Below are 24,219 nucleotides of genomic sequence, written 5' to 3'. Positions count from 1 at the left end.
CGGGATAAATTGCCCTTAGTTCAGCGAGGTTCCGGTCCCCCGGTACACCCGGCGTCGAAGGGCAGTGAAGACCGATGGGCAAGTCGAAGCAGAGCGTGGCCGAACAGTTCGTCGACACCCTGGAACGCAGCGGTGTGCAGCGGCTGTACGGGGTGGTGGGCGACAGCCTGAACCCGGTCGTCGACGCGATCCGCCGCAGCTCCGCCATCGACTGGATCCAGGTGCGCCACGAGGAGACCGCCGCCTTCGCCGCGGGCGCGGAGGCGCAGGTCGCAGGGCGGCTCGCGGCCTGCGCCGGCTCCTGCGGCCCGGGCAATCTGCACCTCATCAACGGGCTGTTCGACGCGCACCGCTCCATGGCCCCTGTGCTCGCGCTCGCCTCGCACATCCCCAGCAGCGAGATCGGCACGGGCTTCTTCCAGGAGACCCACCCCGACCGGCTGTTCCAGGAGTGCAGCCACTACAGCGAACTCATCTCCAGCCGCGCCCAGATGCCGCGCGTACTGCAGACCGCCGTCCAGCACGCGGTCGGCCGGCAGGGCGTCAGCGTCGTCACGCTGCCCGGCGACATCGCCTCCGAGGAGGCGCCCGAAGCTCCCGAGGAACACGCCATCGTCACCCAGCGGCCCTCCGTACGCCCCGGCGACGAGGAAGTGGACCAGCTGGCCCGGATGATCGACGACGCGAAGAAGGTCACGCTGTTCTGCGGCAGCGGCACCCGGGGCGCGCACGAGCAGGTCATGCGATTCGCCGAGCGGATCAAGTCCCCTGTGGGACACGCGCTGCGGGGCAAGGAGTGGATCCAGTACGACAACCCGTACGACGTCGGCATGAGCGGACTGCTCGGTTACGGTGCGGCGTTCGAGGCCACCCACGAGTGCGATCTGCTGATCCTGCTCGGCACCGACTTCCCGTACAACGCCTTCCTGCCGAAGGACTGCCGCATCGTGCAGGTCGACGTGCGCCCCGAGCACCTCGGGCGGCGCACCAAACTGGACCTCGCCGTCTGGGGCGACGTGCGCGAGACGCTCGACTGTCTGACACCGCGCGTGAAGGTCAAGGAGGACCGCGGCTTCCTCGACCGGATGCTGAAGAAGCACGCCGACGCGCTGGAGGGCGTGGTCAAGGCGTACACGCGGAAGGTCGAGAAGCACACGCCCATCCACCCCGAGTACGTCGCGTCCATCCTGGACGAGGAGGCCGCGGACGACGCCGTGTTCACCGTCGACACCGGCATGTGCAACGTGTGGGCCGCGCGCTATCTGACGCCGAACGGCCGCCGCCGTGTCATCGGTTCCTTCACCCACGGCTCCATGGCGAACGCCCTGCCGCAGGCGATCGGCGCACAGTTCACCGACCGGCGCCGGCAGGTCGTCTCGATGTCCGGCGACGGCGGGTTCTCGATGCTGATGGGCGACTTCCTGACGCTCGTGCAGTACGACCTGCCAGTCAAGGTCGTACTGTTCAACAACTCCTCGCTCGGCATGGTCGAACTGGAGATGATGGTCGACGGCATGCCGGCGTACGGCACCGGCTACCACGCCACGGACTACGCGGCGATCGCGAAGGCGGCCGGCGCCCACGGGGTGCGGGTCGAGAAGCCCAAGGACATCCGCGGCGCGCTCAAGGACGCCTTCCGGCACAAGGGCCCCGCCCTCGTCGACATCGTCACCGACCCGAACGCGCTCTCCCTGCCGCCCAAGATCACGCGCGAGCAGGTGAGCGGTTTCGCGCTGTCGGCGGGGCGCACGGTGCTGGAGGGCGGCGTCGGCCGCATGGTCCAGATGGCCCGCTCGAACCTGCGCAACGTCCCGCGGCCCTGACCCGCGGCTCCGTCACTTCCGCCCCCTCCGTTCCCCAGCCCGGGAACGGAGGGGGCGGAGCCCGTTCGCGGGGATGTCGGAGCACGGCCGTAGACTCTCGGTGTGGCTGGGAAGATCAATGACGAGGACGTGAAGGCGGTACGGGACGCGGTCCCGATCGACGCCGTCGTGTCCGAGTATCTCCAGCTGCGGAACGCCGGCGGCGGAAACCTCAAGGGCCTCTGCCCGTTCCACGACGAGAAGTCCCCCTCCTTCCACGTCAGCCCCAGCAAGGGCTTCTTCCACTGCTTCGGCTGCCAGGAGGGCGGGGACACCCTCACCTTCCTGATGAAGGTCGAGCACCTCTCCTTCTCCGAGTCCGTCGAGCGGCTCGCGGCGCAGGCCGGCGTCACCCTGCGGTACGAGGAGGGCGGATACGGCCGCGCCAGCCAGCAGGGCGAGCGCACCCGCCTCGTCGAGGCGCACAAGGAGGCCGCGAAGTTCTACGCCGAGCAGCTCGGCGGCGCCGAGGCCGAGGTGGGCCGCCGGTTCCTCACGGACCGCGGGTTCGACGAGGCGGCCGCACAGCACTTCGGCATCGGCTACTCCCCCGCCGGCTGGGACCACCTGGTGCGCTTCCTGCGCGGACGCGGCTTCTCCGACAAGGAGTTGACGCTGTCCGGGCTGGCCCAGGAGTCGCGCAACGGCCGGCCCATCGACCGCTTCCGCGGCCGGCTGATGTGGCCCATCCGGGACATCACCGGTGAGGTCGTCGGCTTCGGCGCGCGCAAGCTGCGGGACGACGACAACGGGCCGAAGTATCTGAACACCCCCGAGACGCCGATCTACCACAAGTCCCATGTGCTGTACGGGATCGATCTCGCGAAGAAGGAGATCGCCAAGGCGAACCGGGCGGTCGTCGTCGAGGGCTACACCGATGTGATGGCCTGTCACCTGGCAGGCGTGACGAACGCGATCGCCACATCGGGCACGGCCTTCGGCGAGGGGCACATCAAGATCCTCCGGCGGCTGCTGATGGACAACGCGCGCTCGGAGGTCGTCTTCACCTTCGACGGCGACGCGGCCGGGCAGAAGGCGGCGCTGCGGGCCTTCGAGGACGACCAGAAGTTCGCGGCCCGCACCTCCATCGCGATCACACCGGGCGGGATGGACCCCTGCGACCTGCGCCTCGCGCGCGGTGACGACGCGGTGCAGGAGGTCGTCGAAGGGCGCTCCCCGCTCTTCGAGTTCGCCATCCGGTCGATGGTCGACCAGCACAACCTCGATACGGCGGAAGGCCGTTCGGCCGCGCTGGAGCAGGCGGCGCCGGTGGTCGCGCAGATCAAGGACGTGTCGATCCAGCACGAGTACGCCGTGCGGCTGGCGGGGCTGCTCGGGATCGTCGACGAACAGTTCGTCGTGCGGCGCGTGGCGCAGCTCGCGCGCTGGGCGCGGGAGCGGGGGCGCTCCGCGGGGCCGCCCTCCGGCGCGGGCCGGCAGGGCCCGCGGCCGCAGCCGCCCCCGGCGGGCGCCGGGGGTGTGCGTGGCCCGGCGCTCAATCTGCGCAGCCCTGCGCACCGGGTGGAGCGCGAGCTGCTGAAGCTCGCGCTGCAGCGGCCCGCGCTGGTGTCGCCCGCGTTCGACGCGTACGGCACGGACGAGTTCACCGCGCCGCCGTATGCGACGGTCCGTCAGGCGATCGAGGCGGCCGGCGGGGTGGAGGGCGCCGAGACCGACAACGGCCTCGTCGCCCGCGTCCGCGACGCCGCGCCGGACGACACGGTGCGCACGCTCGTCACGGAGCTCGCCGTGGAACCGCTGCGGAACGCGCGGGGGCGCGAGCCGGACGAGATGTACGCGGGCAACCAGCTCGTCGCGGTCCGCCTCGCCGCGGTCAACACACGCATCACCGACCTGGAGGGCACGGCCCGCCGGCTCGAGGCGCAGCGCGACGCGGAGTCGTCCGCGGCCGTCCGCGAGCAGATCTGGACCCTCCAGCAGTACGGCCGCGCCCTCCGCGAACGCGGCGCGTCAGCGCTCTGACCCCGCGGGTCGACCGTGACGGGCCCCGTCTTACGTGTGGGGCCCACCCGGGCCCCCGCCCCCGCCCAGGGGAGGGCCCGGTCTGCGCGACGGGCCCCGCCCGAGCCCCCGCCACGTGACGGCGCCCCTCCCCGCCGCAGCGGGACGTGCCACGCGGCGAACCGGCCGGCGAGATCAACGCTGCGCGACCCCGCACGACACGCTCAGACCGCCGAGCCGGCCCGCCGTGGGCGCCCGCCGCTGCGGCGGGAAGAGAGCCCTGGGGGACGCGGTGGCGGAGCAACCCCGCCCGCCCGCGTGACGGCCATACTTTCCCGCCGCAGCGGGACGTGCCACGCGGCGAACCGGCCGGCGAGATCAGCGCTGCGCGACCCCGCACGACACGCTCAGACCGCCGACCCGCCCCAGCGTGGGCACCCGCCGCTGCGGCGGGAAGGAGGGGGTCTCTCGGAGGAGGGTTCGCCGCTGCGGCGGGGAAGAGAGCCCTCCCGGTGCAGCGGGATGCTCGCGTATGCCGAGCCGTTGGTGGTCTCAGCGTGGCGCGGCCCCTCCCCCCGGAGGGTTACGTGTGGGCCAAGGGGGTGGGGGTTCGGGTGGCTGTGTCGTAGCGGTGTAGGAGGAGGCGGGCCAGGGCGGGGTGGGCGCCCAGGGGGGCGGCCGCGGCGGTGAGGCCGGGGACCGCCGCGCACTGTGCGGCAAAGTGGCCGGGGGCCGCGAAGTACGAGGCGAGGCCGACCCGTTCATGCCCCCGCGCCCGCAGCTCGCGCACCGCTTCCGCCACGCCGGGCCGCGCCGCCGAGGCGTACGCGGCCCGTACAGGGGTGCCGCCGAGCCGGCGGGACAGCCGGTCCGCCATGCGTTCGGCCCCCGCGACGCCCTCCGGATCACGGGACCCCGCGGAGGCCAGCACCACGGCGCCCTCCCCCGGCCCCGTCCCGGCCACCGCGCCCCAGCCCGCGTCGGCGAGCCGGTCGTGGAGCGCTTCCGCCAGCAGCGGGTGCGGGCCGAGGGGGCCGGCGACCGCGGCCCGTACGTGCGATGCCGCGTCCAGCGCGCGGGGGATGTCGTGCTTCACGTGGTGGCCCCGCCCGAAGAGCAGCGGCACCACCACCGCCTCACGGCCGGCCGGCAACGCCCCGAGCGTGTCGGGCAGCAGGGGCGCGTCGAGCTCGATGTGGCCGAGCTCGACCCGCAGTCCGGGCCGCAGCGCGCGGGCGCCGGCGAGGAGCCGCTCGACGGTGCGCCGGGCGGCGGGGTCGCGGGAGCCGTGCGCCACGGCGACCAGCACCGGGGAGTCCCCGGTGGCCGCAGGGGCGGGTGCCGCCGGGGGCACCGGACGTATCGCTCGCAGCTGCGTGGTGAGCTGCGCGGTGAATCGGGTCATGAGCTGCGCCGTACTGTCGATGCCTGCGAACGAGTCGACTGCGGGATCCTGAAGGAGCTTCGGGGGAAGCGACGCCGTCATGAAGGGATTCTGGACGCCGGGCATTGCCTGGCCATTGCGCCGGAATGACGGATGGTTGCGCACTGCTCACACGGAGGGTGACGTGAGGGTGCGCGGGCGCACCGCTGTCACCTCACGTCCGCCCGTACGGCACGCTGAGGTCGCCTTGCCGGGGCCGTAACCGGCGCACACGTTCCCCGTAACACGGCCGTCGCACCCTGCTCGTATGAAGGGTCACACCACCACGACCGACACCCACTGCCCCTACTGCGCTCTCCAATGCGGCATGGGGCTGCGCGCCGCGCGCCCCGCGCACACCGCACCGGCGGGCGACGTCCCGGCGGACGACGGCTCCGCGGCGGCCGGTCTCGAGGTGGTGGAACGCCCCGGTTTCCCTGTGAACCGCGGCGCCCTCTGCGGCAAGGGCCGCACCGCGCCCGCCGTGCTGTCCTCCCGGGTACGGCTGACCGAACCGCTGGTACGCGATCCGGAATCGGACACCCTGGAGCCGGCGACCTGGGAGGAGGCGCTCGACCGGATCGCCGCACAGTTCGGCCGTATACGGACCGCACACGGACCCGACGCGCTGGGCGTGTTCGGCGGGGGCGGGCTGACGAACGAAAAGGCGTACACGCTGGGCAAGTTCGCCCGTCTCGTCCTCGGCACCTCGCAGATCGACTACAACGGCCGGTTCTGCATGTCGTCCGCCGCGGCCGCCGGAACCCGCGCCTTCGGGCTGGACCGCGGGCTGCCGTTCCCGCTCGCCGACATCCCCCGTACGGGCTGTGTCGTCCTCGTCGGCTCCAATCCGGCGGAGACCATGCCGCCGGCCATGCGCTATTTCACCGAACTCCGCGAGAACGGCGGCACGCTGATCGTCGTCGACCCCCGCCGCACCCGTACCGCCGAACAGGCCGACCTCCATCTGGCACCGCGCCCCGGCACGGACCTCGCCCTGGCACTGGGCATGCTGCATCTGGTGGTCGCCGAGGGACGCGTCGACCAGGAGTACGTGGACGCCCGTACGACCGGCTGGACGGAGACGCGCAGCGCCGCCATGGCGCACTGGCCGGAACTGGTCGAACGGCTCACTGGTGTGCCGGTGCCCGAACTGCGCGAGGCGGTACGGCTGTTCTGCGAGCCGGAGAACGCCATGGTGCTCACGGCACGCGGGCCCGAGCAGCAGTCGAAGGGCACCGACACCGTGGGCGCCTGGATCAACCTCGCCCTGGCCACCGGGCGCTGCGGCCGGCCACTGTCCGGCTACGGCTGTCTGACGGGACAGGGCAACGGACAGGGCGGACGCGAACACGGCCAGAAGGCCGACCAGTTGCCCGGTTACCGCAAACTGGACGACCCGGCGGCACGCGCGCACGTGGCCGACGTGTGGGGCGTGCACCCCGACGTTCTGCCGGGGCCCGGACGGAGCGCGTACGAACTGCTGGACGCGCTGGGCGGCGACGTGAAGTCCCTGCTGCTGATGGGCTCCAACCCGGTCGTGTCCGCGCCGCGTGCCACCCACGTCGAACAGCGGCTGCGGGCACTGGACTTCCTCGCCGTGTGCGACGTCGTGCTGTCCGAGACGGCACAGCTGGCGGATGTCGTCCTGCCGGTCACCCAGTGGGCGGAGGAGACCGGGACGACGACGAATCTGGAGGGCCGGGTGCTGCTGCGCCGCCGCGCCGTGGACCCGCCGCCGGGTATCCGCAGCGACCTGCAGGTGCTCAACTCCCTCGCGGCGCGGCTCGGCTGGGAGAAGGGCTTCCCCAGCGACCCGGAGGAGGTCTTCGACGAACTGCGGCGCGCCTCGGCGGGCGGCCCGGCCGACTATTCGGGCATCACGTACCGGCGGATCGCCGAGGAGGACGGAGTGTTCTGGCCCTGCCCGGACAGCGCGGCACACACGGACAGGGACGGCGCGGGGCCCGAAGAACCTGTCGGCGGGCCCCTGTTCGCGGACGATCCGGCCAACGACTACGGCCCCGATGACAGTCTTGCCGACGGTCCCGGCACGGACCCGCACCCGGGTACGCCGCGGCTGTTCCTGGACGGGTTCGCGACGCCCGACGGCCGCGCCCGGTTCGCGCCTGTCACGCACCGGCCCGCGGCGGAGGAGCCGGACGACGCCTATCCGCTGTATCTGACGACGGGCCGGGTGCTCGCGCAGTACCAGTCCGGCGCCCAGACCCGCCGGGTGGACGAGCTCAACTCGGCGGCCCCCGGCCCCTTCGTGGAGCTCCACCCGCATCTCGCCGAACGGCTGGGTGCCGCCGAGGGCGACCGGCTCACGGTGGTGTCCCGCCGCGGACGGGTCGTCGCGCCGGCCCGGCTGACCCGCGCCATCCGGCCCGACACGGTCTTCATGCCGTTCCACTGGCCGGGCGAGGGCAGCGTCAACGCGCTCACCAACCCGGCACTCGACCCCACGTCACGCATGCCGGAGTTCAAAGTGTGCGCGGTACGGGTCGAACCGGCCACGCAACCGGGCCCGGTGCCCGCCGCGTCCAACGAGGCGTGCTGATACGGGAGTTCAGGAAACCACGGGAGTTCAGGAAACACAGTGCCGAGCGGACGAGTGTGGGACGGGCCGCGCCGGGCACACGGGCGTCCTGCGACGGCCGTGCCGGTGACGGTTCAGGCAAGGGCCCGTCCCCACGGCCGTCGCCCCGGGGCCCGTCGCATCCGCGTGTACCCCTGCGCCTTCCGCGTACCCGGCGCGGGCGGCGGCGGGCCCTCCAACTTCTCGACAGCAGCCGCCACGACGACGACCAACCGGACGCCATGCGCCGCTGTCTGACGGACCGTGGCGTTCCGGTCCGACGGGCCGACGGGCCGACGGGCCGACGGGCCGACGGGCCGACGGGCCGACGGGCCGACGGGGAGGAGCATGTCGGTCAGACTGCGGACGTCTCCGCCTCCACCCACGACAGGTAGTCGGCGCCGCCCCGTACGACGGGCGTAGCGATGATCTCCGGTACGTCGTAGTCGTGCGCCTCCCTGATGTACGCCTCCAGCGCGTCGTACCGGGCGGCTGCCGTCTTGAACAGCACCTGCCACTCGGTGTCGTTCTCGATGTTGTCCTCCCAGCGGTACACGGAGGTCACCGGCGCACTGATCTGCGCGCAGGCGGCGACTCTCCCCTCCACGGCGCCGGCGGCCAGCGCCCGCGCCTTGTCCTCGCTGTCGGTGGTGGTCAACACGGTAAGGATCTCGGCCATCCGCCCACGGTAACGGCCGCGGCACCGTGTCCGATTCGTTCAAGGCCGGGGGCGCGCGGGCGGTCTAGCGTCGTCCGTATGACACCTCGATTCGACCTCATCGGCATCGTCACAGCGGACATGGCGGCCTCGCTCGCCTTCTACCGGCGGCTCGGCGTCGACGTCCCCGACGGCGCGGAGGACAGCCCGCACGTCGAGGCCCAACTGCCCGGCGGGCTGCGGATGGCGTGGGACTCGGAGGCCACCGTCCGCTCCTTCGACCCGGACTGGACGCCGGGCCCGCGCGGCAGCGGACGGCTCGGCCTCGCGTTCCACTGCGAGACCCCGGCCGGTGTGGACAAGAACTACGACGAGCTGACCGCCGCCGGGTACGAGGGGCACAGCGCGCCCTGGGACGCGGTGTGGGGCCAGCGGTACGCCGTGATCCTCGACCCGGACGGCAACTCGGTCGACCTGTTCGCGCCGCTGTCGTGAAGAACGCACAGCCTGACGAACGCAGACCCTGAAATACGCACAGCCTGAGCCCGAAGTACGCACAGCCTGACGAACGCGTCGGCCCGACAAACGCGTCGGCCCGCTCAGCGGCGTACGAGCTCCGACACCGGGGCGCCCGCCAACGCCCGTATCTCGCGCGCGAGATGGGCCTGGTCGGCGTACCCGGCGTCGGCGGCGACGCCGGACAGCGGGCGGCCGTCCTCCGCGAGCCGCAGCGCACGCCGCATGCGCAGGACGCGCGCGAGGGTCTTCGGCCCGTATCCGAAGGCGGCCAGGCAGCGGCGGTGCAGCTGCCGTTCGCTGTAGCCGACGGCCTCGGCGGTCTCCGCCACACCGCGCCCCTCGCGCAGCCTGTGGACGACGGCGCCCAGCACCCCGTCCTGCCCGCCCGCGTCCCGCAGCCGCCCGGCCGCCGCGCTCTCCAGCACGCGTCCCCACCCAGGGCCCCAGCCGGCCGCGGCCTCCTCGGCCGCGGCCCGCTCGGTGAGCTCCCGCACCGCGCGCTCCGGCCAGACCGCCGCGAGCGGCACCCGCTGGTCCCGCAGTTCGTGTGCCGGGACGCCGAAGACGCGCGGCCCCAGGCCGGGGCCGAACCGCAGCCCCGTCACCGCGGCGGCCCGCTCCCCCGTCACGGTGTGCCCGCGCGTATCGGGCCCGGCGATCGTCAGTCCGCCGCCCCACCACAGCAGGTCCATGCACCCGTCGGGCAGCACCCGAACCGTCTCCCCGGGCTCGGCGGTGCGCACCCACACCACGGCCCCGTCCACGGCCGAACCCCGTTCCACGTACATGTCTCCAGCATGCCGGGTGTCGGTGACACTGCGCCTCCGAACAGCCGGCGCCCCGGACGCGACGGCCCGCGCTCCCTCCGTCCTCATCCCCCGCGCGCGGGTGCGGTGGCCGCGCGGTAGGCGGCAGGGCTCTGACCGCGGACCCTTTTGAACGCCACGCTCAGCGCGAACGCGTCCGCGTAGCCGACACGGCGGGCGACGGAGGCGAGGGTGGCGTCCGTGTCGCGCAGGAGGCGGGCCGCCAGGTCGAGGCGGCGGCGGGTCAGATAGGACATCGGGGGCTCGCCCACCATGGCCGTGAAGCGGCGGGCGAGCGCGGCGCGGGACACGCCCGTACCGGCCGCGAGGGACGCCACCGTCCAGTGGTGCGCGGGCTGTTCGTGCAGCAGCCGCAGGGCCGCGCCGACGACCGGGTCGCCCTGTGCGCGGTACCAGTCCGTCGGCTGCGCCTCCGGGCGGGCAAACCACGCGCGCAGGACGGAGATCAGCAGCAGGTCCAGCAGCCGGTCCAGGACGATCTGCTGGCCGGGGCCGTCCTTGACGACCTCGGCCGTCACGACGGTGAGCAGTGTGGAGTCCCAGTCCTTCGCGCCCAGCACCAGCACGTCCGGCAGCGCGGCGCGCAGGGTTCCGCCGATGTCGCCCTGTGCCGTGCAGACGCCGCTGAGCAGCAGGGACGGGCCGGTCCCCGTACTGCCCCAGGTGCGCACCCCGCGGCGCAGTTCCTCGCACAGGTCGCGCCCCGAGGGGGTGGTGCAGCAGTCGCCGGGCCGGATCACCAGACCGGGTGCGGCGGCGGTCGACGGGTGGTCCGCGAGGACGTACGGGGCCGGCCCGCGCACCACCGCGATGTCGCCCTCGCCGAGGGGCAGGGGCTCCCCTCCGTCGGGCACGATCCAGCCGTCCCCGCGCACCATGGCGGCGAGGGCCAGCGGCGCCTCGTCCTGCACGCGCACCGCCCACGGCGGGGCGAGCACCACCTGGTGGAACAGCCCCCCACTGGACCTCGTGCCGCTGCCGAGCAGCTCGGCGAGTACGTCCACGACGGCAGCGTAAGCCTGTACGGGCGGCCGGGCGGCGTGTGGCGGCGAGACTGCGGCACATGCGGGTGAGCGCACCGGCCATGTGACAGGACGGCGTACGGGAGTTGACTCCCCGGCATGGACAACGACATGAGCAGGAAGACCGTGCTGGTGCTCGGAGGCACCGGCACGACCGGCAGCAGGGTGGCACGGCGGCTGGAGGAGCGCGGCCTCACGGCGCGCGTCGGTTCCCGCTCGGGGCGGCCGCCCTTCGACTGGGCGGATTCCGGGAGTTGGGCGCCCGTACTGCGCGGTGTCGAGTCGGCGTACCTGGTGTGCGCGCCGGATGTGGGCGCTCCGGGCGCGGCGGAGGCGGTGCGCGGCTTCGCCGCGGCGGCGCTGGAGCGCGGGGTGCGGCGCCTGGTGCTGCTGTCCGCGCGCGGCGAGGAGAGCGCGCTCCCGGCCGAGCGGGCGGTGCGCGACTCGGGGGCCGAGTGGACGATTGTGCGGGCGAGTTGGTTCAACCAGAACTTCAGCGAGGGTCATCTGCTGGAGCCGGTGCTCTCGGGCGAGGTCGCCTTCCCCGCCGGGCATGTGCTGGAGCCGTTCGTCGACGCGGAGGACATCGCGGACGTGGCGGTCGCGGCGCTGACGGAGGACGGGCACCGGGACCGGGTCTACGAGGTGACGGGCCCGCGCCTGCTGTCGTTCGCCGAGGCGGTCGCGGAGGTCTCCAAGGCGAGCGGCCGCGAGGTGCGCTATGTGCCGGTGAGCGACGGGCAGTACGCCGAACTGCAGGCCGGTTACGGGATTCCGGAACCGGAGGCGGCGTTCCTGCGGGAGATGTTCGCCCAGGTGCTGGACGGCCGGAACGCGCACTTGACGGACGACGTACGGCGCGTACTGGGGCGCCCGCCACGCGACTTCACGGACTTCGTCCGTACGGCCGCGGCCGGCGGCGCGTGGACGGACGGCTGAGCATCGGCGGCGACGCCGGCCACTGACCCGCGAGGGACCCGCGCGCGGGCCGGCGGTACGGCTGTGTCACCCGCGCCCGGCGGCCTGCGCTCACAGTCGCTCCCCGCGGGCGATGAGGGACGCGTTGCGCCGGGGAAACGGTGGTGATGCGGGCGGGTAACAGGGGGGACGCACTCTCGTCCCATGACCTCGAGACAGCGTGTGGTGGTGGCCGGCGGCGGGATGGCCGGTGCACGGCTCGCGCAGCAGACGGCCGGCACCGGCGTCGACCTCACCGTGGTCGGTGAGGAGCCGCACGGCCCGTACAACAGGGTGCTGCTCGGCGAGGTACTGGCCGGCCGGTACACGTCCGACGTTGTCCGGCTGCCCCCGTACCCCGCGGAGGTCCGCACTCTTCACGGGGTGCGCGCCGTCCGCATCGACCGCGCGGACCGGGTGCTCGTCTGCGACGACGGCAGCCGCCTCCCGTACGACCGGCTCGTGCTGGCCACCGGCGCGAACCCCGTACTGCCGCCACTGCGCGGCCTGTTCGGGCAGGACGGCACCGCCTCGCAGGGCAGCACCGGCTCACAGGCCGGCACCGAACTGCCCGACGGCGTGCTGCCCTTCCGCACGATGGACGACTGTCTGGCACTCGGCGCGCAGGCCCGCGAGGGCGTACGGGCCGTCGTCATCGGCGGCGGACTGCTCGGCGTGTCCGCGGCCCGTGCCCTCGCCCAGCGCGGCGTCCAGGTGCTCCTCGCCCACCAGGGCGAGCGCCTCATGGAACGGCAGCTCGACGTGGAGGCAGCCGAGGTGCTGCGCCGCCACATGACGGACCTCGGCGTCGAGGTGCACACGGAGTGCCGGGTGCGCGGCGTACGGACGGACGGGGCGCACGGAGCGGCCCGTACCGTACGGGCCGTCGAACTGGCCGACGGGTGCACGCTGGACGCCGATCTCGTCGTACTGTCCTGCGGCACCCGTCCCCGTACGGGTCTGGCCCGCGCGGCCGGACTGCGCGTCGAGCGGGGCGTCGTCGTCGACGACAGGCTGCGCACCAGCGACCCGCACATCCACGCCATCGGCGACTGCGCGGAGCACAACGGTGTGCTGTACGGCCGGGCAGGACCCGCGCAGGAGCAGGCCGACATCCTGGCGGCCGTTCTCACCCGTCCGGCGCCGCCCCGCTACCGCGGCACGCGGGCCCTCACCCGGCTCACCCTCGCGTCCGGCGGCCGGAGCGGCCAACTGCCGCTCGACCTGGCCTCCTTCGGCGAGACCAGCCCGCTGCCCGACGACGACGTCGTCCGGCTGGCGGACGCCACCCGCGGCCGCTACCGCAAGGTCGTGGTCCGCGGCGACCGGCTGGTCGGCGGCATTCTCCTCGGCGATCTCGGCACTGTCGGCGCGCTCGCCCGCACCTGGGAGGGCGACGAGCCGCTGCCCTCCGCTCCCCTGCACCACCTGCTCACGAACGATGGAGGCTGACGGGATGACCGACACCCACGCCACGACGACCCCCACAATCGTGCTGGTCGGGCACGGCATGGTCGGCCAGCGCTTCCTCGAAGCCCTCGCCGCCCGCGGCGTGACCGGCAGTGCCCGCGTGGTCGTACTGTGCGAGGAGACGCGCGCCGCGTACGACCGCGTGCAGCTCACCTCGTACTTCTCCGGCACCACACCGGACGAACTGTCCCTCCTGGAGGAGGGGTTCGCCGAGAAGCACGACATCGAGCTCCATCTGGGCGATCCGGCGGTGAGCATCGACCGCGAGCGGCGCACCGTCACCTCGCGCACCGGGCTGACCGTCGCGTACGACACCCTTGTGCTCGCCACCGGCTCGTACCCGTTCGTGCCGCCCGTCCCGGGCAAGGACAGCGCGGGCTGCTTCGTCTACCGGACCATCGAGGACCTGCTCGACATCGAGCAGTACGCGCAGGGCACCCGCACCGGCGTCGTCGTGGGCGGCGGGCTGCTCGGTCTGGAGGCCGCCGGTGCGCTGCGCGGGCTCGGACTGGACACCCACATCGTCGAGTTCAACCCGCGTCTGATGGCCCTCCAGGTCGACGAGGGCGGCGGTGCCGCACTGCGCCGCAAGATCGAGGACATGGGTCTCACCGTGCATACCGGCGTCGGCGGCGAGGAGATCACCGCGGACGCCTCCGGAGCCGTACAGAGCATGCGGCTGTCCGACGGCACCGAACTCGCCACCGACATGGTGGTGTTCTCCGCCGGCGTGCGCCCCCGCGACCAGCTGGCACGTGAGCACGGACTGGAGACCGGCGAGCGCGGCGGCATCGTCGTCGACGCACAGTGCCGCACCAGCGACCCGCACATCTACGCCATCGGCGAGTGCGCCAAGGCTGTCGACGGCATGGTGTACGGACTGGTCGCGCCCGGCTACGAGATGGCGGAGACCGCGGCGGACAGCGTCGCCGGACACACCGGCGGACCGGGCTTCACCGGCGCCGACACATCGACCAAGCTGAAGCTCCTCGGTGTCGACGTGGCGTCCTTCGGCGACGCGCACGGCCGCACGGAGAACAGCCTGGACGTCGTGTACTCCGACTCCCGTGCCGGCGTCTACAAGAAGCTCGTCGTCGACGGCGACGGCACGCTGCTGGGCGGCGTCCTGGTCGGTGACACGGACGCCTACGGCACGCTGCGGCCGCTCACCGGCACCGTGCCGCCCGTACCGGCCGAGTCGCTGGTCCTGCCCGCGGGCGCGGAGGGCGGCGGCGCGGCGCTGGGGCCCGCGGCCCTCCCCGACGACGCCGTCGTCTGCAACTGCCACAACGTGTCCAAGGGCACCATCCGGGGCGCCGTCACCGAGCACAGCTGCACCGACGTGCCGTCGGTCAAGAAGTGCACCAAGGCGGGTACGGGCTGCGGCAGTTGCGTCAAGCTGCTCGGCCAGCTGGTGGACGCCGAACTGGAGGCCAACGGCGTCACCGTCGACAAGGGACTGTGCGGCTGCTTCGCGCACACGCGTGCCGAACTGTACGAGGTCGTGCGCACTCTGCGGCTCACCACCTTCGCGGAACTGCTGGACTCGCACGGCCGCCCCGAGGCCCGCGACACCGACGGCTGCGAGGTCTGCAAGCCGACCGTCGCCTCCATCATCGCGTCCCTCGCGCCCTCCATCGGCGCCGACGGATACGTGCTGGACGGTGAACAGGCCGCGCTCCAGGACACCAACGACCACTTCCTCGCCAACCTGCAGAAGAACGGCTCCTATTCGGTCGTCCCCCGCATCCCCGGCGGTGAGGTCACCCCGGAGAAGCTGATCGTCATCGGGGAGGTCGCACGGGACTTCGGCCTGTATACGAAGATCACCGGCGGGCAGCGGATCGACATGTTCGGCGCCCGCGTGGACCAGCTCCCGGTGATCTGGGCCCGCCTCGTCGACGCCGGCTTCGAGTCCGGGCACGCCTACGGAAAGGCGCTGCGCACCGTCAAGTCCTGCGTGGGGCAGACCTGGTGCCGCTACGGCGTACAGGACAGCGTGCGCATGGCGATCGATCTGGAGCTGCGCTACCGCGGGCTGCGCGCACCCCACAAGCTCAAGTCGGCGGTGTCCGGCTGCGCCCGCGAGTGCGCCGAGGCGATGAGCAAGGACTTCGGCGTCATCGCCACCTCGAACGGCTGGAACCTGTACGTCGGCGGGAACGGCGGCGCCACACCGCGGCACGCCGACCTGCTCGCGCAGGACCTCGACGACGCGGAACTGGTGCGCCTCATCGACCGGTTCCTGATGTTCTACATCCGCACCGCGGACCGGCTGGAGCGCACCTCCGCCTGGCTGGACCGTACGGAGGGCGGCATCGACCACGTGCGCGACGTGGTGGTGCACGACTCGCTCGGCCTGTGCGACGAGCTGGAGGCCCTGATGGCCGGCCACGTCGCGCACTACAGCGACGAGTGGGCCGAGACCCTGCGGGACCCGGAGAAGCTCTCCCGCTTCGTGTCCTTCGTCAACGCGCCCGAAGCGCCGGATCCGTCCGTGCAGTTCGTCGAGGAGCGCACACAGATCAAGCCGGACCTGACGCTGCTGTCGGGTCCCGACATCCCCGTACGCACGCTGGAAGGGGCCATGAGCCGATGACCACAGCAACGCTGACCCGTACACAGGTCGAAGTGCGCACCGAGGACGGCTGGTTCGCGGTGTGCGGCACGGACGATCTGACGGCCGGCCGCGGAGTGGCGGCGCTGCTGCCGGACGGCAGCCAGATCGCCGTCTTCCTGGACCGTTCGGGCCACACGTACGCCATCGCCAACCGCGATCCGTTCAGCGGCGCGTACGTCCTCTCGCGCGGGCTGCTCGGTACGGCGGACGGTGCGCCGTTCGTGGCGTCACCCCTGCTGAAGCAGCGCTTCGATCTGCGGACGGGCCGCTGCCTGGACGACGACACGGTCACCGTCCAGACGTACGGAACCCGCTCCCGCGAGGGGTGAGCCTCCCGTAACCCCTTCTCCGCCGCAGCGGGAAGCCGACGAACGGAATTGGCCGGCGGTGACAGCGCGACGCTGTCACCGCCGGCCAATTGTCCATCCGGTCACCCGCCACCGCGGCGCGAAAAGGGGCGGCACGGAACAACTATCCGCGCTGCGCCGCCTCCGCAACGCGGTGAAGCACTGCGCGCAGGGCCAGTTCGTAGCCGAAGACGCCGTGCCCGGAGACCATGCCCTGGCACACCGGTGAGGTCACCGAGGTGTGCCGGAAGGACTCGCGGGCGTGGATGTTGGAGATGTGCACCTCGATGGTGGGCACGCCCATCCCCGACACGGCGTCGATGGCGTCCCGCAGCGCGTAGCTGTAGTGCGCGTAGGCGCCCGGGTTGAAGACGATGCCGTGGTCGCTCTTGCGGGCCTCGTGCACAAGGTCGACGAGCTCGCCCTCGTGGTTGCTCTGCGCGCAGTGCACCTCGGCCCCGAGCTCCTTGCCCAGCGCCGCCGTGCGCTCCTCGATCTCGCGGAGTGTCGTGCTGCCGTACTGCTTCGGATCGCGTTCGCCGAGCAGATTGAGGTTCGGTCCGTGCAGCAGCAGGACGCGCGGAGTCGCGGGGGCGGTGGCCGGGCTCGAAGTCATCGTCAGTCGTGTCCGATTCGTCGGTCGAGGGCGAGGCGGGCCTCGTCCATGGCGAGGGAGGTGGCGAGCCGCGCCGCCTCGGCGTCGGCACAGCCGAGCGCCTCGGCGATCTCGTCCCAGTCGCGGCCCGCCGCGAGCAGGGCACGGACGGCGGCGCCGAGCGCGGTGTCGGCGGCGCGCCGCAGCTCGCCCAGTTCGGCGAGCGTACCCAGCAGATCGGGTGCGGTTCGAGCCGCGGAGTCGAGGTCCTTGACGCGGGTCAGCGACTGGCCGGCGGTGACCCACCAGTCGCCCGAGGTGGCAGCAGGTGCTTCCGGAGTCAGGGTCATGGACCCAGACTAGCGGCGTGGACCGTCACATGGTTCTGCCGGTCCGCTGAGCGGACCGGCAGAATCCGGACGGGTCCCGGCCGCGCGGGCTCAGATCTTCAGCCGCTCCACCTTGTCGATGAGCAGCACGTACGCGAGCAGTCCGGCCAGCACCAGCAGTGCGATGTAGCCGAGCGCCCAGACGAACGAGCCCGTGGCGTCGACGATCATGCCGACGAGGATCGGGGTGACCGCGCCGCCCAGATTGGCCATGAAGCTGAAGACGCCGCCGCCGGTGCCGGTCAGCCGCCGGGGCACCATGTCGGCGAAGAGCGCCCAGCAGTTCTGGATGAGGCCCTGCGCGAAGAACGCGACGGACATGAAGGTGATCACCAGCGGCGCGGAGTCCGTGAAGTTGGCCAGCACGATGACCGAGGCGAGCACGAAGCCGATCATGATGGGCGCCTTGCGGGCCACACTGCGGCTCCGTCCGGCGTTCAGCATGCGGTCCGACCAGGTGCCGCCGAACAGGGTGCCGATGAGCGCCGCGATGTACGGCACGGAGGCCCACAGTCCGGCCTTCAGGATGGTCATGCCCTTCTCGTCGACCAGGTACGACGGGAACCAGGTCAGGAAGAAGAACAGCACCGACGCGTTGGCGAACTGGCCGATGTACAGGCCCCACAGCGGTTTGGACGTCAGGAGCGCCCGCAGGTCGGCGCGGACGGACGAGGGTGCGGACTCCTCGGCGGCCTCCTCGGCCGTCTCCAGGTCGTCCGCCTGCCGGATGTGCTCCAGTTCCGCCTGGCTCACCTTGGAGCTGTGCTCGGGGCGCTCGTTGACCCGCAGGAACCACACCACGGAGAAGGCGAGACCGGCCAGACCGGTCACCAGGAACACCGAGCGCCAGCCGAACTGCACGGTCAGCAGCGACAGTACGGGCGCGGCGACGGCCAGCCCGACGTACTCGCCCGCGGTGTACGTGGCGGTGGCCCGGCCGCGCTCGCGGCCGGGGAACCAGTTGACGACGAGCCGGTTGTTCGACGGGAAGGCCGGCGACTCCATGGCGCCGAGGGCGACCCGCATGCCGAGCAGCGGGGCGAAGCTCTTCGCCAGCACGATGGCGACGGTCGCGAGGGACCAGCCGACCATCGCGTAGCCCATCGACAGTTTGGCGCCCACCCGGTCGATGAGCCGGCCCGCGGGGATCTGCAGCAGCAGATAGGCCCAGCTGAAGGAGGACAGCAGGAGTCCCTGCTGGGTCCCCGTCAGGTGCATCTCCTCCTTGATGTGCGGGAGGGTCACCGAAAGGTTGGTGCGGTCCAGGTAGTTGAGAGCCGTCACGACGAACAGGCAGGCCAGCAGGCCGTACCGGGCGCGGCTCACAGTCGGGCGCGCCGATTCGGGGACGATCGGCGGCGCCGGGCGGGACTCGGTGGCGGTCATGTCGAGACTCCTTCGTCTCGGCTCAGCACGTCCTGGGCGTGCTCAGCCAGGGCGGGAAGGGGGATTTTCCGGGCGCGAGCGGGCGCACGGAGGCATGGCGGAGCGGCCGCGACTGCGGGGTGCGCGGCCTGGTACGGACGGGACGGGAACCCGGGCGGAGAGGGACGGGTACGGGAAGACCCGGGCGGGCCCGTGCGATTCAGTTCGGGGCAGGGTGGCTGCGGTTGTCCGGATCGGGGCGGCCCGGAGGGTCAGCCGTCCTGCGGGTCGAGCGAGATCCAGGTCTTGCCCGCGCGGTCGCGGGCCCCGGCGAACGCCTCCTGCGCCCGTTCCAGGGGGAACCGCGCCTCGAGCGTGGCTGCGGGGCGTACCCGCCGGGCGGCGATGTCGTCGAGCGCGGCGCGGAAGTCCGACGGGTGGTCGTAGATCAGCGAACCGCGCAGGGTGAGCTGGCCGCGCACCAACTGCTCCATGGTGAGGGGCAGTTGCGCGGCGGTCAGGCCGATGACGGTGACGGTCGCGCCGGGCTCCGCACGGTCCAGCGCCGCGCTCAGCGCCGCGTCCACGCCGGAGGTCTCGAAGACCCAGGCGAAGCCGCCCTCGCCGGCGGAGGCCGTCTCGGCGCCCAGCCCGAGGGCGCGCTCCAGTCGCAGGGGGTGCGGCTCGGTCACCACGGGCTGCACGCCGATCGCCAGCAGCGCCTGGCTGACCAGCAGCCCCTGCGCGCCGGCGCCGACGACCAGCGCGCGGGCGCCCGCCGTGATGCCGCTGCGCCGCACCGCGGTACGGGCGACGGTGTACGGCTCGGCGCAGGCCAGGTCGGCGGGGTCGAGGGAGTCGGGCACGGGGTGGGCGAACGGGGCCGGGACGGCGACGCGTTCGGCGAGGATCCCGGGGGTGTTCATGCCGACGATGTCCCGCTTGGCGCAGGCGGAGGTCAGTCCGCGGGCGCAGTCGGGGCAGTCGAGGCAGGCGTAGTTGGGCTCGATGACGACCCGCTGCCCCACCTGCGGCGCCTCCCGCGCCGGCTCGCCCGCCCGGTCGCCGACGGCGACGACGCGGCCGAAGCCCTCGTGCCCGACGACCCAGGGCAGCACCGGCGGTTGCCGCTTGCCGTCGAAGACGGCGAGGTCGGAACCGCACAGGCCCATGCCCTCGAGGGCGACGAGGACATCGCCGGGCCCGCACACGGGCTCCGGCCAGTCCCCGGTCACCTCGAGGGTGCGGGCGGCGGTGAGGACTGCTGCTTTCACGGGTTCACCTCGCCACATCGGTCCCACGGACTCCGGGGACCCGGTCCGCTCTGCGGACCCTTCGTTCCAATGTGCGGCGACGATAGAACGCACACTGACTATCTACAAGAGGTTGCCGCAAAGTTACGGCGATGCACTGTCACCCCTGGTCCACGCAGTGGACCTGTGCGCATACTGGCGCCCGGCAGCAGCGGACGAAGGAGCATGTGCGAATGAACGGCGAATCCGGTGGGATGCGGACGGTTCAGCGGGCCATCGACATCCTGGGCCTGTTCAGCGAGCACCGGCCGGCGCTCTCGCTGCGCGAGATCGTCGAGTCGAGCGGTCTGCCCAAGACGACCGTGCTGCGGCTGCTCCAGACGCTCCGGCTGAACGGCCTGCTGTGGCTGGACGAGCACGGCCGCTACATCGCGGGGCCCGGCTTTCTGCGCTGGGTGCGGATGGCCGACCGCGGCTGGCAGCTGCCCGCCAAGGTGCGCCGCACGCTGCGCGAACTCGCCGCGGAGCACCGGGAGACGGTCCATCTGTACGTACGGCGCGACGTCCAGCGTGTCTGCATCGCGCAGGAGGAGGGCCCACAGGCGCTGCGCCATGTGGTGAAGGTGGGCGACGAGTTGCCGCTGTGGGCGGGCGGCCCGTCGAAGGTGCTGCTGACGGAGGCCGACGACGCGCTGCTGGACCGGGTGGCCCGCGCGTCCCCGTGGGGCGCGGGCCACACCGAGACACTGCGGCGCTGGGTCGCGGAGACCCGCCGGCACGGGTACGCGGCGAGCCACGGGGAGCACGAGGAGGGGCTGTCCTCGGTGGCGGTCCCGGTGCGCGCCCCGGCAACCGGCAAGGTGGTGGCGGCACTTGCCTTCGGCGGCCCCTCGTCGCGCTTCACCCGCGAGCGGATGCCGCTGTTCGTACGGTCGCTGACGGCGGCCTCCCGCACGGTCGCGTCGGACGGCCTGGGCGGACTGCCCACGGAGGGCTGAGCCGCACGGGTGGCCGCCCCGTACGCCCCGGCACCGCACAGCGGACCGCCCGTACGGCAGCCCGCCCCGCAGACACCAGACCCGCAGACACCAGACCCGCAGACATCAGACCCGCAGACATCAGACCCGCAGACATCAGACCCGCAGGTCCTCCGCCGCCTCCGCGACCCGGCCGATGAGCCGGAGCAGCTGCTCCTGCTCGTCCTCGGACAGCGGGGCCAGGAACACCCTGTTCATCCGGGAGGTGCGGGTGACCAGGCGCTTGTGGACGCGGGTGCCCTCGGCGGTGAGCTTGAGGACGTTCCGCCGCCCGTCGAGCGGGTCGCGCACGCGGGCGACCAGCTCGCGGCGCACCAGCCGGGCCACGAGGTCGGCGATGGTGGAGCGGTCGAGGTGCACGTGCTCGCTCAGGGTCCGCTGGTCTATGTCCGGCTTCTCCTGCAGGGCGTTGAGCACCGCGAACTGCGGTGATGTGGTCTCCTCGGAGACCATGGCCCCCCACAGCAGGGAGTGCGCCTGCTGGAGCCGGCGGGCCAGGTGCCCCGGATGGGTGCTGAGGTCTACCGCGCTCATGCCTCTCCCTCACAACATTGTTCGCGTGCTGAACGATTCTTGCGCGATTGCCGGAAGGTGTCGAGTGAAATCACGGTTCCGGGCAAGGTCTTGACGTTGTGACCTGGCGATGGCAGCGTTTCGCACCATCGAATAAATGCTCAGCACACTGAGCAACTGTTCCGGAAACTCGAAGGAGAGCAGGCGGACTGATGGACAAAACGGTTGCCTCCGCCGCCGAGGCGGTGGCCGGCGTCCGCGACGGCGCATCGCTCGCGGTCGGCGGCTTCGGCCTCAACGGCGTCCCGAACGTCACGATCGACGCGGTGCTGGAGCGCGGGGTCACGGACCTCTCGGTCGTCTCCAACAACTGCGGCGCCATGGAGACCGGCCTCGCCGTCCTGCTCACCGCGGGCCGCATCAGCCGCGTGACGGGCTCCTACGTCGGGGGCAACAAGGAGTTCGCCCGCCAGTACCTCGGCGGTGAGATCGAGCTGGAGCTGATCCCACAGGGCACGCTCGCCGAGCGGCTGCGCGCCGGCGGCTGCGGCATCCCCGCCTTCTACACCCCGGCCGGGGTGGGTACCCAGGTCGCCGACGGCGGCATGCCGTGGCGCTACGCCGAGGACGGTTCGGTCGCGGTGGCCTCGCCGCCGAAGGAGGTCCGCGAGTTCGACGGCGAGGAGTACGTGCTGGAGCGCGCGATCCGTACGGACTTCGCGCTGGTGCGGGCCGCGAAGGGCGACCGGCACGGCAACCTCGTCTTCAGCAAGTCCTCGCAGAACTTCAACCCGCTCGCCGCGATGGCCGGCAAGGTCACGATCGCCGAGGTCGAAGAGCTGGTGGAGCCGGGCGAGTTGGGCCCGGACGAGATCCATCTGCCCGGCATCTTCGTGCAGCACATCCTGCAGCTGACCCCGGAGCAGGCGGCGGACAAGAAGGTCGAGCAGACGACGGTCCGCGACGCAGGAAAGGTGCGCGACTGATGGCCTGGAACCGTGACGAGATGGCCGCGCGCGCCGCGGCCGAACTCCCCGACGGCGCCTACGTGAACCTCGGCATCGGCCTGCCCACGCTGGTGCCCAACCACATCCCGGACGGCGTCGACGTGGTCCTGGAGTCGGAGAACGGCATCCTCGGCGTCGGCCCGTACCCGACCGAGGACGAGCTGGACCCGGATCTGATCAACGCGGGCAAGGAGACGGTCACCGTCCTGCCCGGCGCCTCCTTCTTCGACTCCGCGCTCTCCTTCGGCATGATCCGCGGCGGTCACATCGACGTCGCCGTGCTCGGCGGCATGGAGGTCTCGGCCGCCGGCGACCTCGCCAACTGGGCCGTCCCCGGCAAGATGATCAAGGGGGTCGGGGGTGCCATGGACCTGGTGCACGGCGCCCGCCGGGTCATCGTGACGATGACGCACACCGCCAAGGACGGCACCCCGAAGATCGTCAAGGAGTGCTCGCTGCCGCTCACCGGCAAGGGCTGCGTCGACCGGATCATCACCGACCTCGCCGTCCTCGACGTCACCGACGACGGCCTGGTCCTCGTCGAGACAGCGCCCGGCGTCAGCGAGGACGAGGTCGTGGAGAAGACCGCGGCACCCGTGCGCGTGAAGGTGGAGGGCTGAGATGAGCCGGCAAGTACGCGATGTGTACATCGTCGACGCCGTACGGACCCCGGTCGGCAAATACGGCGGCGGACTGTCCGCCGTACGCCCCGACGACCTGGCCGCACACGTCGTCCGCGGTCTCGTGGACCGCACCCCCCAGCTGGACCCGGCACGCGTCGACGACGTGCTGTTCGGCAACGCCAACGGCGCCGGCGAGGAGAACCGCGACGTCGCCCGCATGGCCGTCCTGCTGGCCGGACTCCCCGAGTCGGTGCCCGGCGCGACCGTCAACAGGCTGTGCGCTTCCGGCATGGAGGCCGTCATCCAGTCGGCCCGTGCCCTCGCGCTCGGCGACGCCGACATCGCCATCGCCGGCGGCGTCGAGTCGATGAGCCGCGCCCCCTGGGTGGTGCCCAAGCCGGAGCGCGCCTTCCCGGCCGCGGCCCCGCAGATGCACTCCACCACGCTCGGCTGGCGCATGGTCAACGAGCGGATGCGGCCCGAGTGGACCGTCTCCCTCGGCGAGGGCGCCGAACTCATCGCCGACAAGCACGGCATCACCCGCGCACAGCAGGACGCCTTCGCACTGGCCAGCCACGAGAAGGCGGCCCGCGCCTGGCAGGACGGCCTGTACGACGCCGAGGTCCTGCAGTACGAAGGGGCCGAGCTGGAGCGCGACGAGACGGTGCGCGAGGGCGGCACCCCCGAGTCGCTGGCAAAACTGAAGACGGTCTTCCGCAAGGACGGCACCGTCACCGCCGCCAACTCCTCGCCCCTGAACGACGGTGCGTCCGCGCTGCTGCTCGTGAACGAGGAGGGCCTGAAGGCCACCGGGCGCGAACCCCTCGCCCGCATCAGCGCGTCCGCCGTGACCGCGCTGGAGCCGCGCTACTTCGGACTCGGCCCCGTCGAGGCGATCCAGCGCGCGCTGCGGAAGGCCGGCAAGGGCTTCGGCGACCTGGAGACGGTCGAACTGAACGAGGCGTTCGCCGCGCAGTCCCTCGGCTGCCTGGCCGAACTGCCCGAGCTGGACCCGCAGATCGTCAACCCGCGCGGCGGCGCCATCGCCATCGGCCACCCGCTCGGCATGTCCGGCGCACGGCTGACCGGCGCGGTGGCCCACCAGCTCGCGGCCAAGGGCTCCGGCACCGGAGTCGCCTCCCTGTGCATCGGCGTCGGCCAGGGCCTCGCCCTCGTCCTGGAACGGTAG

The 24,219-nt window shown here is 72.4% G+C and carries 21 protein-coding genes; 12 read left to right on the top strand and 9 right to left on the bottom strand.

Features of this window, described 5'->3' with window-relative positions; all coding sequences use genetic code 11:
- Positions 1–74: 74 nt before the first annotated feature.
- Positions 75–1,823: a pyruvate dehydrogenase gene (locus AC3AGO_RS23445; protein WP_487822199.1), complete on the top strand. Its 1,749-nt coding sequence runs from the start codon at positions 75–77 to the stop codon at positions 1,821–1,823.
- A 102-nt stretch (positions 1,824–1,925) separates the two neighbouring features.
- Positions 1,926–3,845 carry a DNA primase gene (dnaG, locus tag AC3AGO_RS23440; RefSeq protein ID WP_487822198.1) on the top strand — a complete coding sequence of 640 codons (1,920 nt, stop codon included), beginning with the start codon at positions 1,926–1,928 and terminating at the stop codon, positions 3,843–3,845.
- A 562-nt stretch (positions 3,846–4,407) separates the two neighbouring features.
- Here dnaG and AC3AGO_RS23435 read toward each other — a convergent pair.
- On the bottom strand, positions 4,408–5,310 hold the full coding sequence (locus AC3AGO_RS23435) for a sirohydrochlorin chelatase (RefSeq protein ID WP_487822197.1): 903 nt from the start codon (positions 5,308–5,310) through the stop codon (positions 4,408–4,410).
- Positions 5,311–5,515: 205 nt separating this feature from the next.
- On the opposite strand from AC3AGO_RS23435, the gene AC3AGO_RS23430 reads away from it, so the two are divergent.
- A complete protein-coding gene (locus tag AC3AGO_RS23430) occupies positions 5,516–7,810 on the top strand; it encodes a molybdopterin oxidoreductase family protein (protein WP_487822196.1) in 2,295 nt (764 codons plus the stop codon).
- Positions 7,811–8,183: 373 nt separating this feature from the next.
- On the opposite strand, the gene cutA is transcribed toward AC3AGO_RS23430, so the two are convergent.
- Positions 8,184–8,507 (bottom strand): divalent-cation tolerance protein CutA, encoded by a 324-nt coding sequence (gene cutA / locus AC3AGO_RS23425; protein WP_487822195.1) that lies wholly within the window; start codon positions 8,505–8,507, stop codon positions 8,184–8,186.
- Positions 8,508–8,585: 78 nt separating this feature from the next.
- Between cutA and AC3AGO_RS23420 the strand changes: the two genes are divergently transcribed.
- The gene (locus tag AC3AGO_RS23420; RefSeq protein ID WP_487822194.1) at positions 8,586–8,981 is read left to right on the top strand and encodes a VOC family protein; all 396 of its coding nucleotides are present in this window, start codon (positions 8,586–8,588) and stop codon (positions 8,979–8,981) included.
- A 104-nt stretch (positions 8,982–9,085) separates the two neighbouring features.
- Here the strand turns inward: AC3AGO_RS23420 and AC3AGO_RS23415 are convergent, their stop codons facing one another.
- Together AC3AGO_RS23415 and AC3AGO_RS23410 are read right to left on the bottom strand one after the other, a co-directional pair.
- Entirely contained in the window at positions 9,086–9,793 is a 708-nt protein-coding gene (locus AC3AGO_RS23415) for a helix-turn-helix transcriptional regulator (protein ID WP_487822193.1), read from the bottom strand.
- An 83-nt stretch (positions 9,794–9,876) separates the two neighbouring features.
- Positions 9,877–10,836, bottom strand: a complete 960-nt coding sequence (locus AC3AGO_RS23410) for an AraC family transcriptional regulator (protein WP_487822192.1) — start codon at positions 10,834–10,836, stop codon at positions 9,877–9,879.
- 117 nt (positions 10,837–10,953) lie between these two features.
- Here AC3AGO_RS23410 and AC3AGO_RS23405 point away from each other — a divergent pair, with 117 nt between their 5' ends.
- The 4 genes from AC3AGO_RS23405 (at position 10,954) to nirD (ending at position 16,230) form a co-directional block, all read left to right on the top strand.
- The gene (locus AC3AGO_RS23405) at positions 10,954–11,793 is read left to right on the top strand and encodes an NmrA family NAD(P)-binding protein (RefSeq protein ID WP_487822191.1); all 840 of its coding nucleotides are present in this window, start codon (positions 10,954–10,956) and stop codon (positions 11,791–11,793) included.
- Positions 11,794–11,976: 183 nt separating this feature from the next.
- The gene (locus tag AC3AGO_RS23400; RefSeq protein ID WP_487822190.1) at positions 11,977–13,263 is read left to right on the top strand and encodes an NAD(P)/FAD-dependent oxidoreductase; all 1,287 of its coding nucleotides are present in this window, start codon (positions 11,977–11,979) and stop codon (positions 13,261–13,263) included.
- A gap of 4 nt (positions 13,264–13,267) precedes the next feature.
- Positions 13,268–15,880, top strand: coding sequence for a nitrite reductase large subunit NirB (gene nirB / locus AC3AGO_RS23395; RefSeq protein ID WP_487822189.1), 2,613 nt, complete (start codon positions 13,268–13,270; stop codon positions 15,878–15,880).
- On the top strand, positions 15,877–16,230 hold the full coding sequence (gene nirD / locus AC3AGO_RS23390) for a nitrite reductase small subunit NirD (RefSeq protein WP_487822188.1): 354 nt from the start codon (positions 15,877–15,879) through the stop codon (positions 16,228–16,230). Before nirB ends, nirD begins: the two co-directional genes overlap by 4 nt.
- A gap of 142 nt (positions 16,231–16,372) precedes the next feature.
- On the opposite strand, the gene aroQ is transcribed toward nirD, so the two are convergent.
- The 4 genes from aroQ to AC3AGO_RS23370 all read right to left on the bottom strand — a co-directional run bounded on the left by aroQ (position 16,373) and on the right by AC3AGO_RS23370 (position 19,871).
- Entirely contained in the window at positions 16,373–16,864 is a 492-nt protein-coding gene (gene aroQ / locus AC3AGO_RS23385) for a type II 3-dehydroquinate dehydratase (RefSeq protein ID WP_487822187.1), read from the bottom strand.
- Between the two features lie 2 nt (positions 16,865–16,866).
- Positions 16,867–17,193, bottom strand: coding sequence for a hypothetical protein (locus AC3AGO_RS23380; protein WP_487822186.1), 327 nt, complete (start codon positions 17,191–17,193; stop codon positions 16,867–16,869).
- A 90-nt stretch (positions 17,194–17,283) separates the two neighbouring features.
- Positions 17,284–18,618 (bottom strand): MFS transporter, encoded by a 1,335-nt coding sequence (locus AC3AGO_RS23375; RefSeq protein WP_487822185.1) that lies wholly within the window; start codon positions 18,616–18,618, stop codon positions 17,284–17,286.
- Positions 18,619–18,869: 251 nt separating this feature from the next.
- Positions 18,870–19,871, bottom strand: coding sequence for a zinc-dependent alcohol dehydrogenase (locus tag AC3AGO_RS23370; protein ID WP_487822184.1), 1,002 nt, complete (start codon positions 19,869–19,871; stop codon positions 18,870–18,872).
- A 212-nt stretch (positions 19,872–20,083) separates the two neighbouring features.
- Here AC3AGO_RS23370 and AC3AGO_RS23365 point away from each other — a divergent pair, with 212 nt between their 5' ends.
- Positions 20,084–20,848, top strand: a complete 765-nt coding sequence (locus tag AC3AGO_RS23365; RefSeq protein ID WP_487822183.1) for an IclR family transcriptional regulator — start codon at positions 20,084–20,086, stop codon at positions 20,846–20,848.
- 135 nt (positions 20,849–20,983) lie between these two features.
- Here AC3AGO_RS23365 and AC3AGO_RS23360 read toward each other — a convergent pair whose 3' ends face one another.
- Positions 20,984–21,421, bottom strand: a complete 438-nt coding sequence (locus AC3AGO_RS23360) for a MarR family winged helix-turn-helix transcriptional regulator (protein WP_487822182.1) — start codon at positions 21,419–21,421, stop codon at positions 20,984–20,986.
- Positions 21,422–21,612: 191 nt separating this feature from the next.
- Between AC3AGO_RS23360 and AC3AGO_RS23355 the strand changes: the two genes are divergently transcribed.
- From AC3AGO_RS23355 to AC3AGO_RS23345, 3 genes are read left to right on the top strand one after another with little or no spacing between them, the layout of a single operon-like run.
- Complete coding sequence (locus AC3AGO_RS23355; protein ID WP_487822181.1) at positions 21,613–22,386, top strand: CoA transferase subunit A; 774 nt, start codon at positions 21,613–21,615, stop codon at positions 22,384–22,386.
- Positions 22,386–23,027, top strand: coding sequence for a CoA transferase subunit B (locus AC3AGO_RS23350; RefSeq protein ID WP_487822180.1), 642 nt, complete (start codon positions 22,386–22,388; stop codon positions 23,025–23,027). The genes AC3AGO_RS23355 and AC3AGO_RS23350 overlap by 1 nt, the downstream gene beginning before the upstream one ends.
- Before the next feature lies 1 nt (position 23,028).
- The gene (locus AC3AGO_RS23345; protein WP_487822179.1) at positions 23,029–24,219 is read left to right on the top strand and encodes a thiolase family protein; all 1,191 of its coding nucleotides are present in this window, start codon (positions 23,029–23,031) and stop codon (positions 24,217–24,219) included.

It is taken from the genome of Streptomyces sp. BL1 (genome assembly GCF_057628045.1).
The sequence above is the reverse complement of the archived record's forward strand: the minus strand, read 5'-3'. Positions and strand labels throughout refer to the sequence as shown.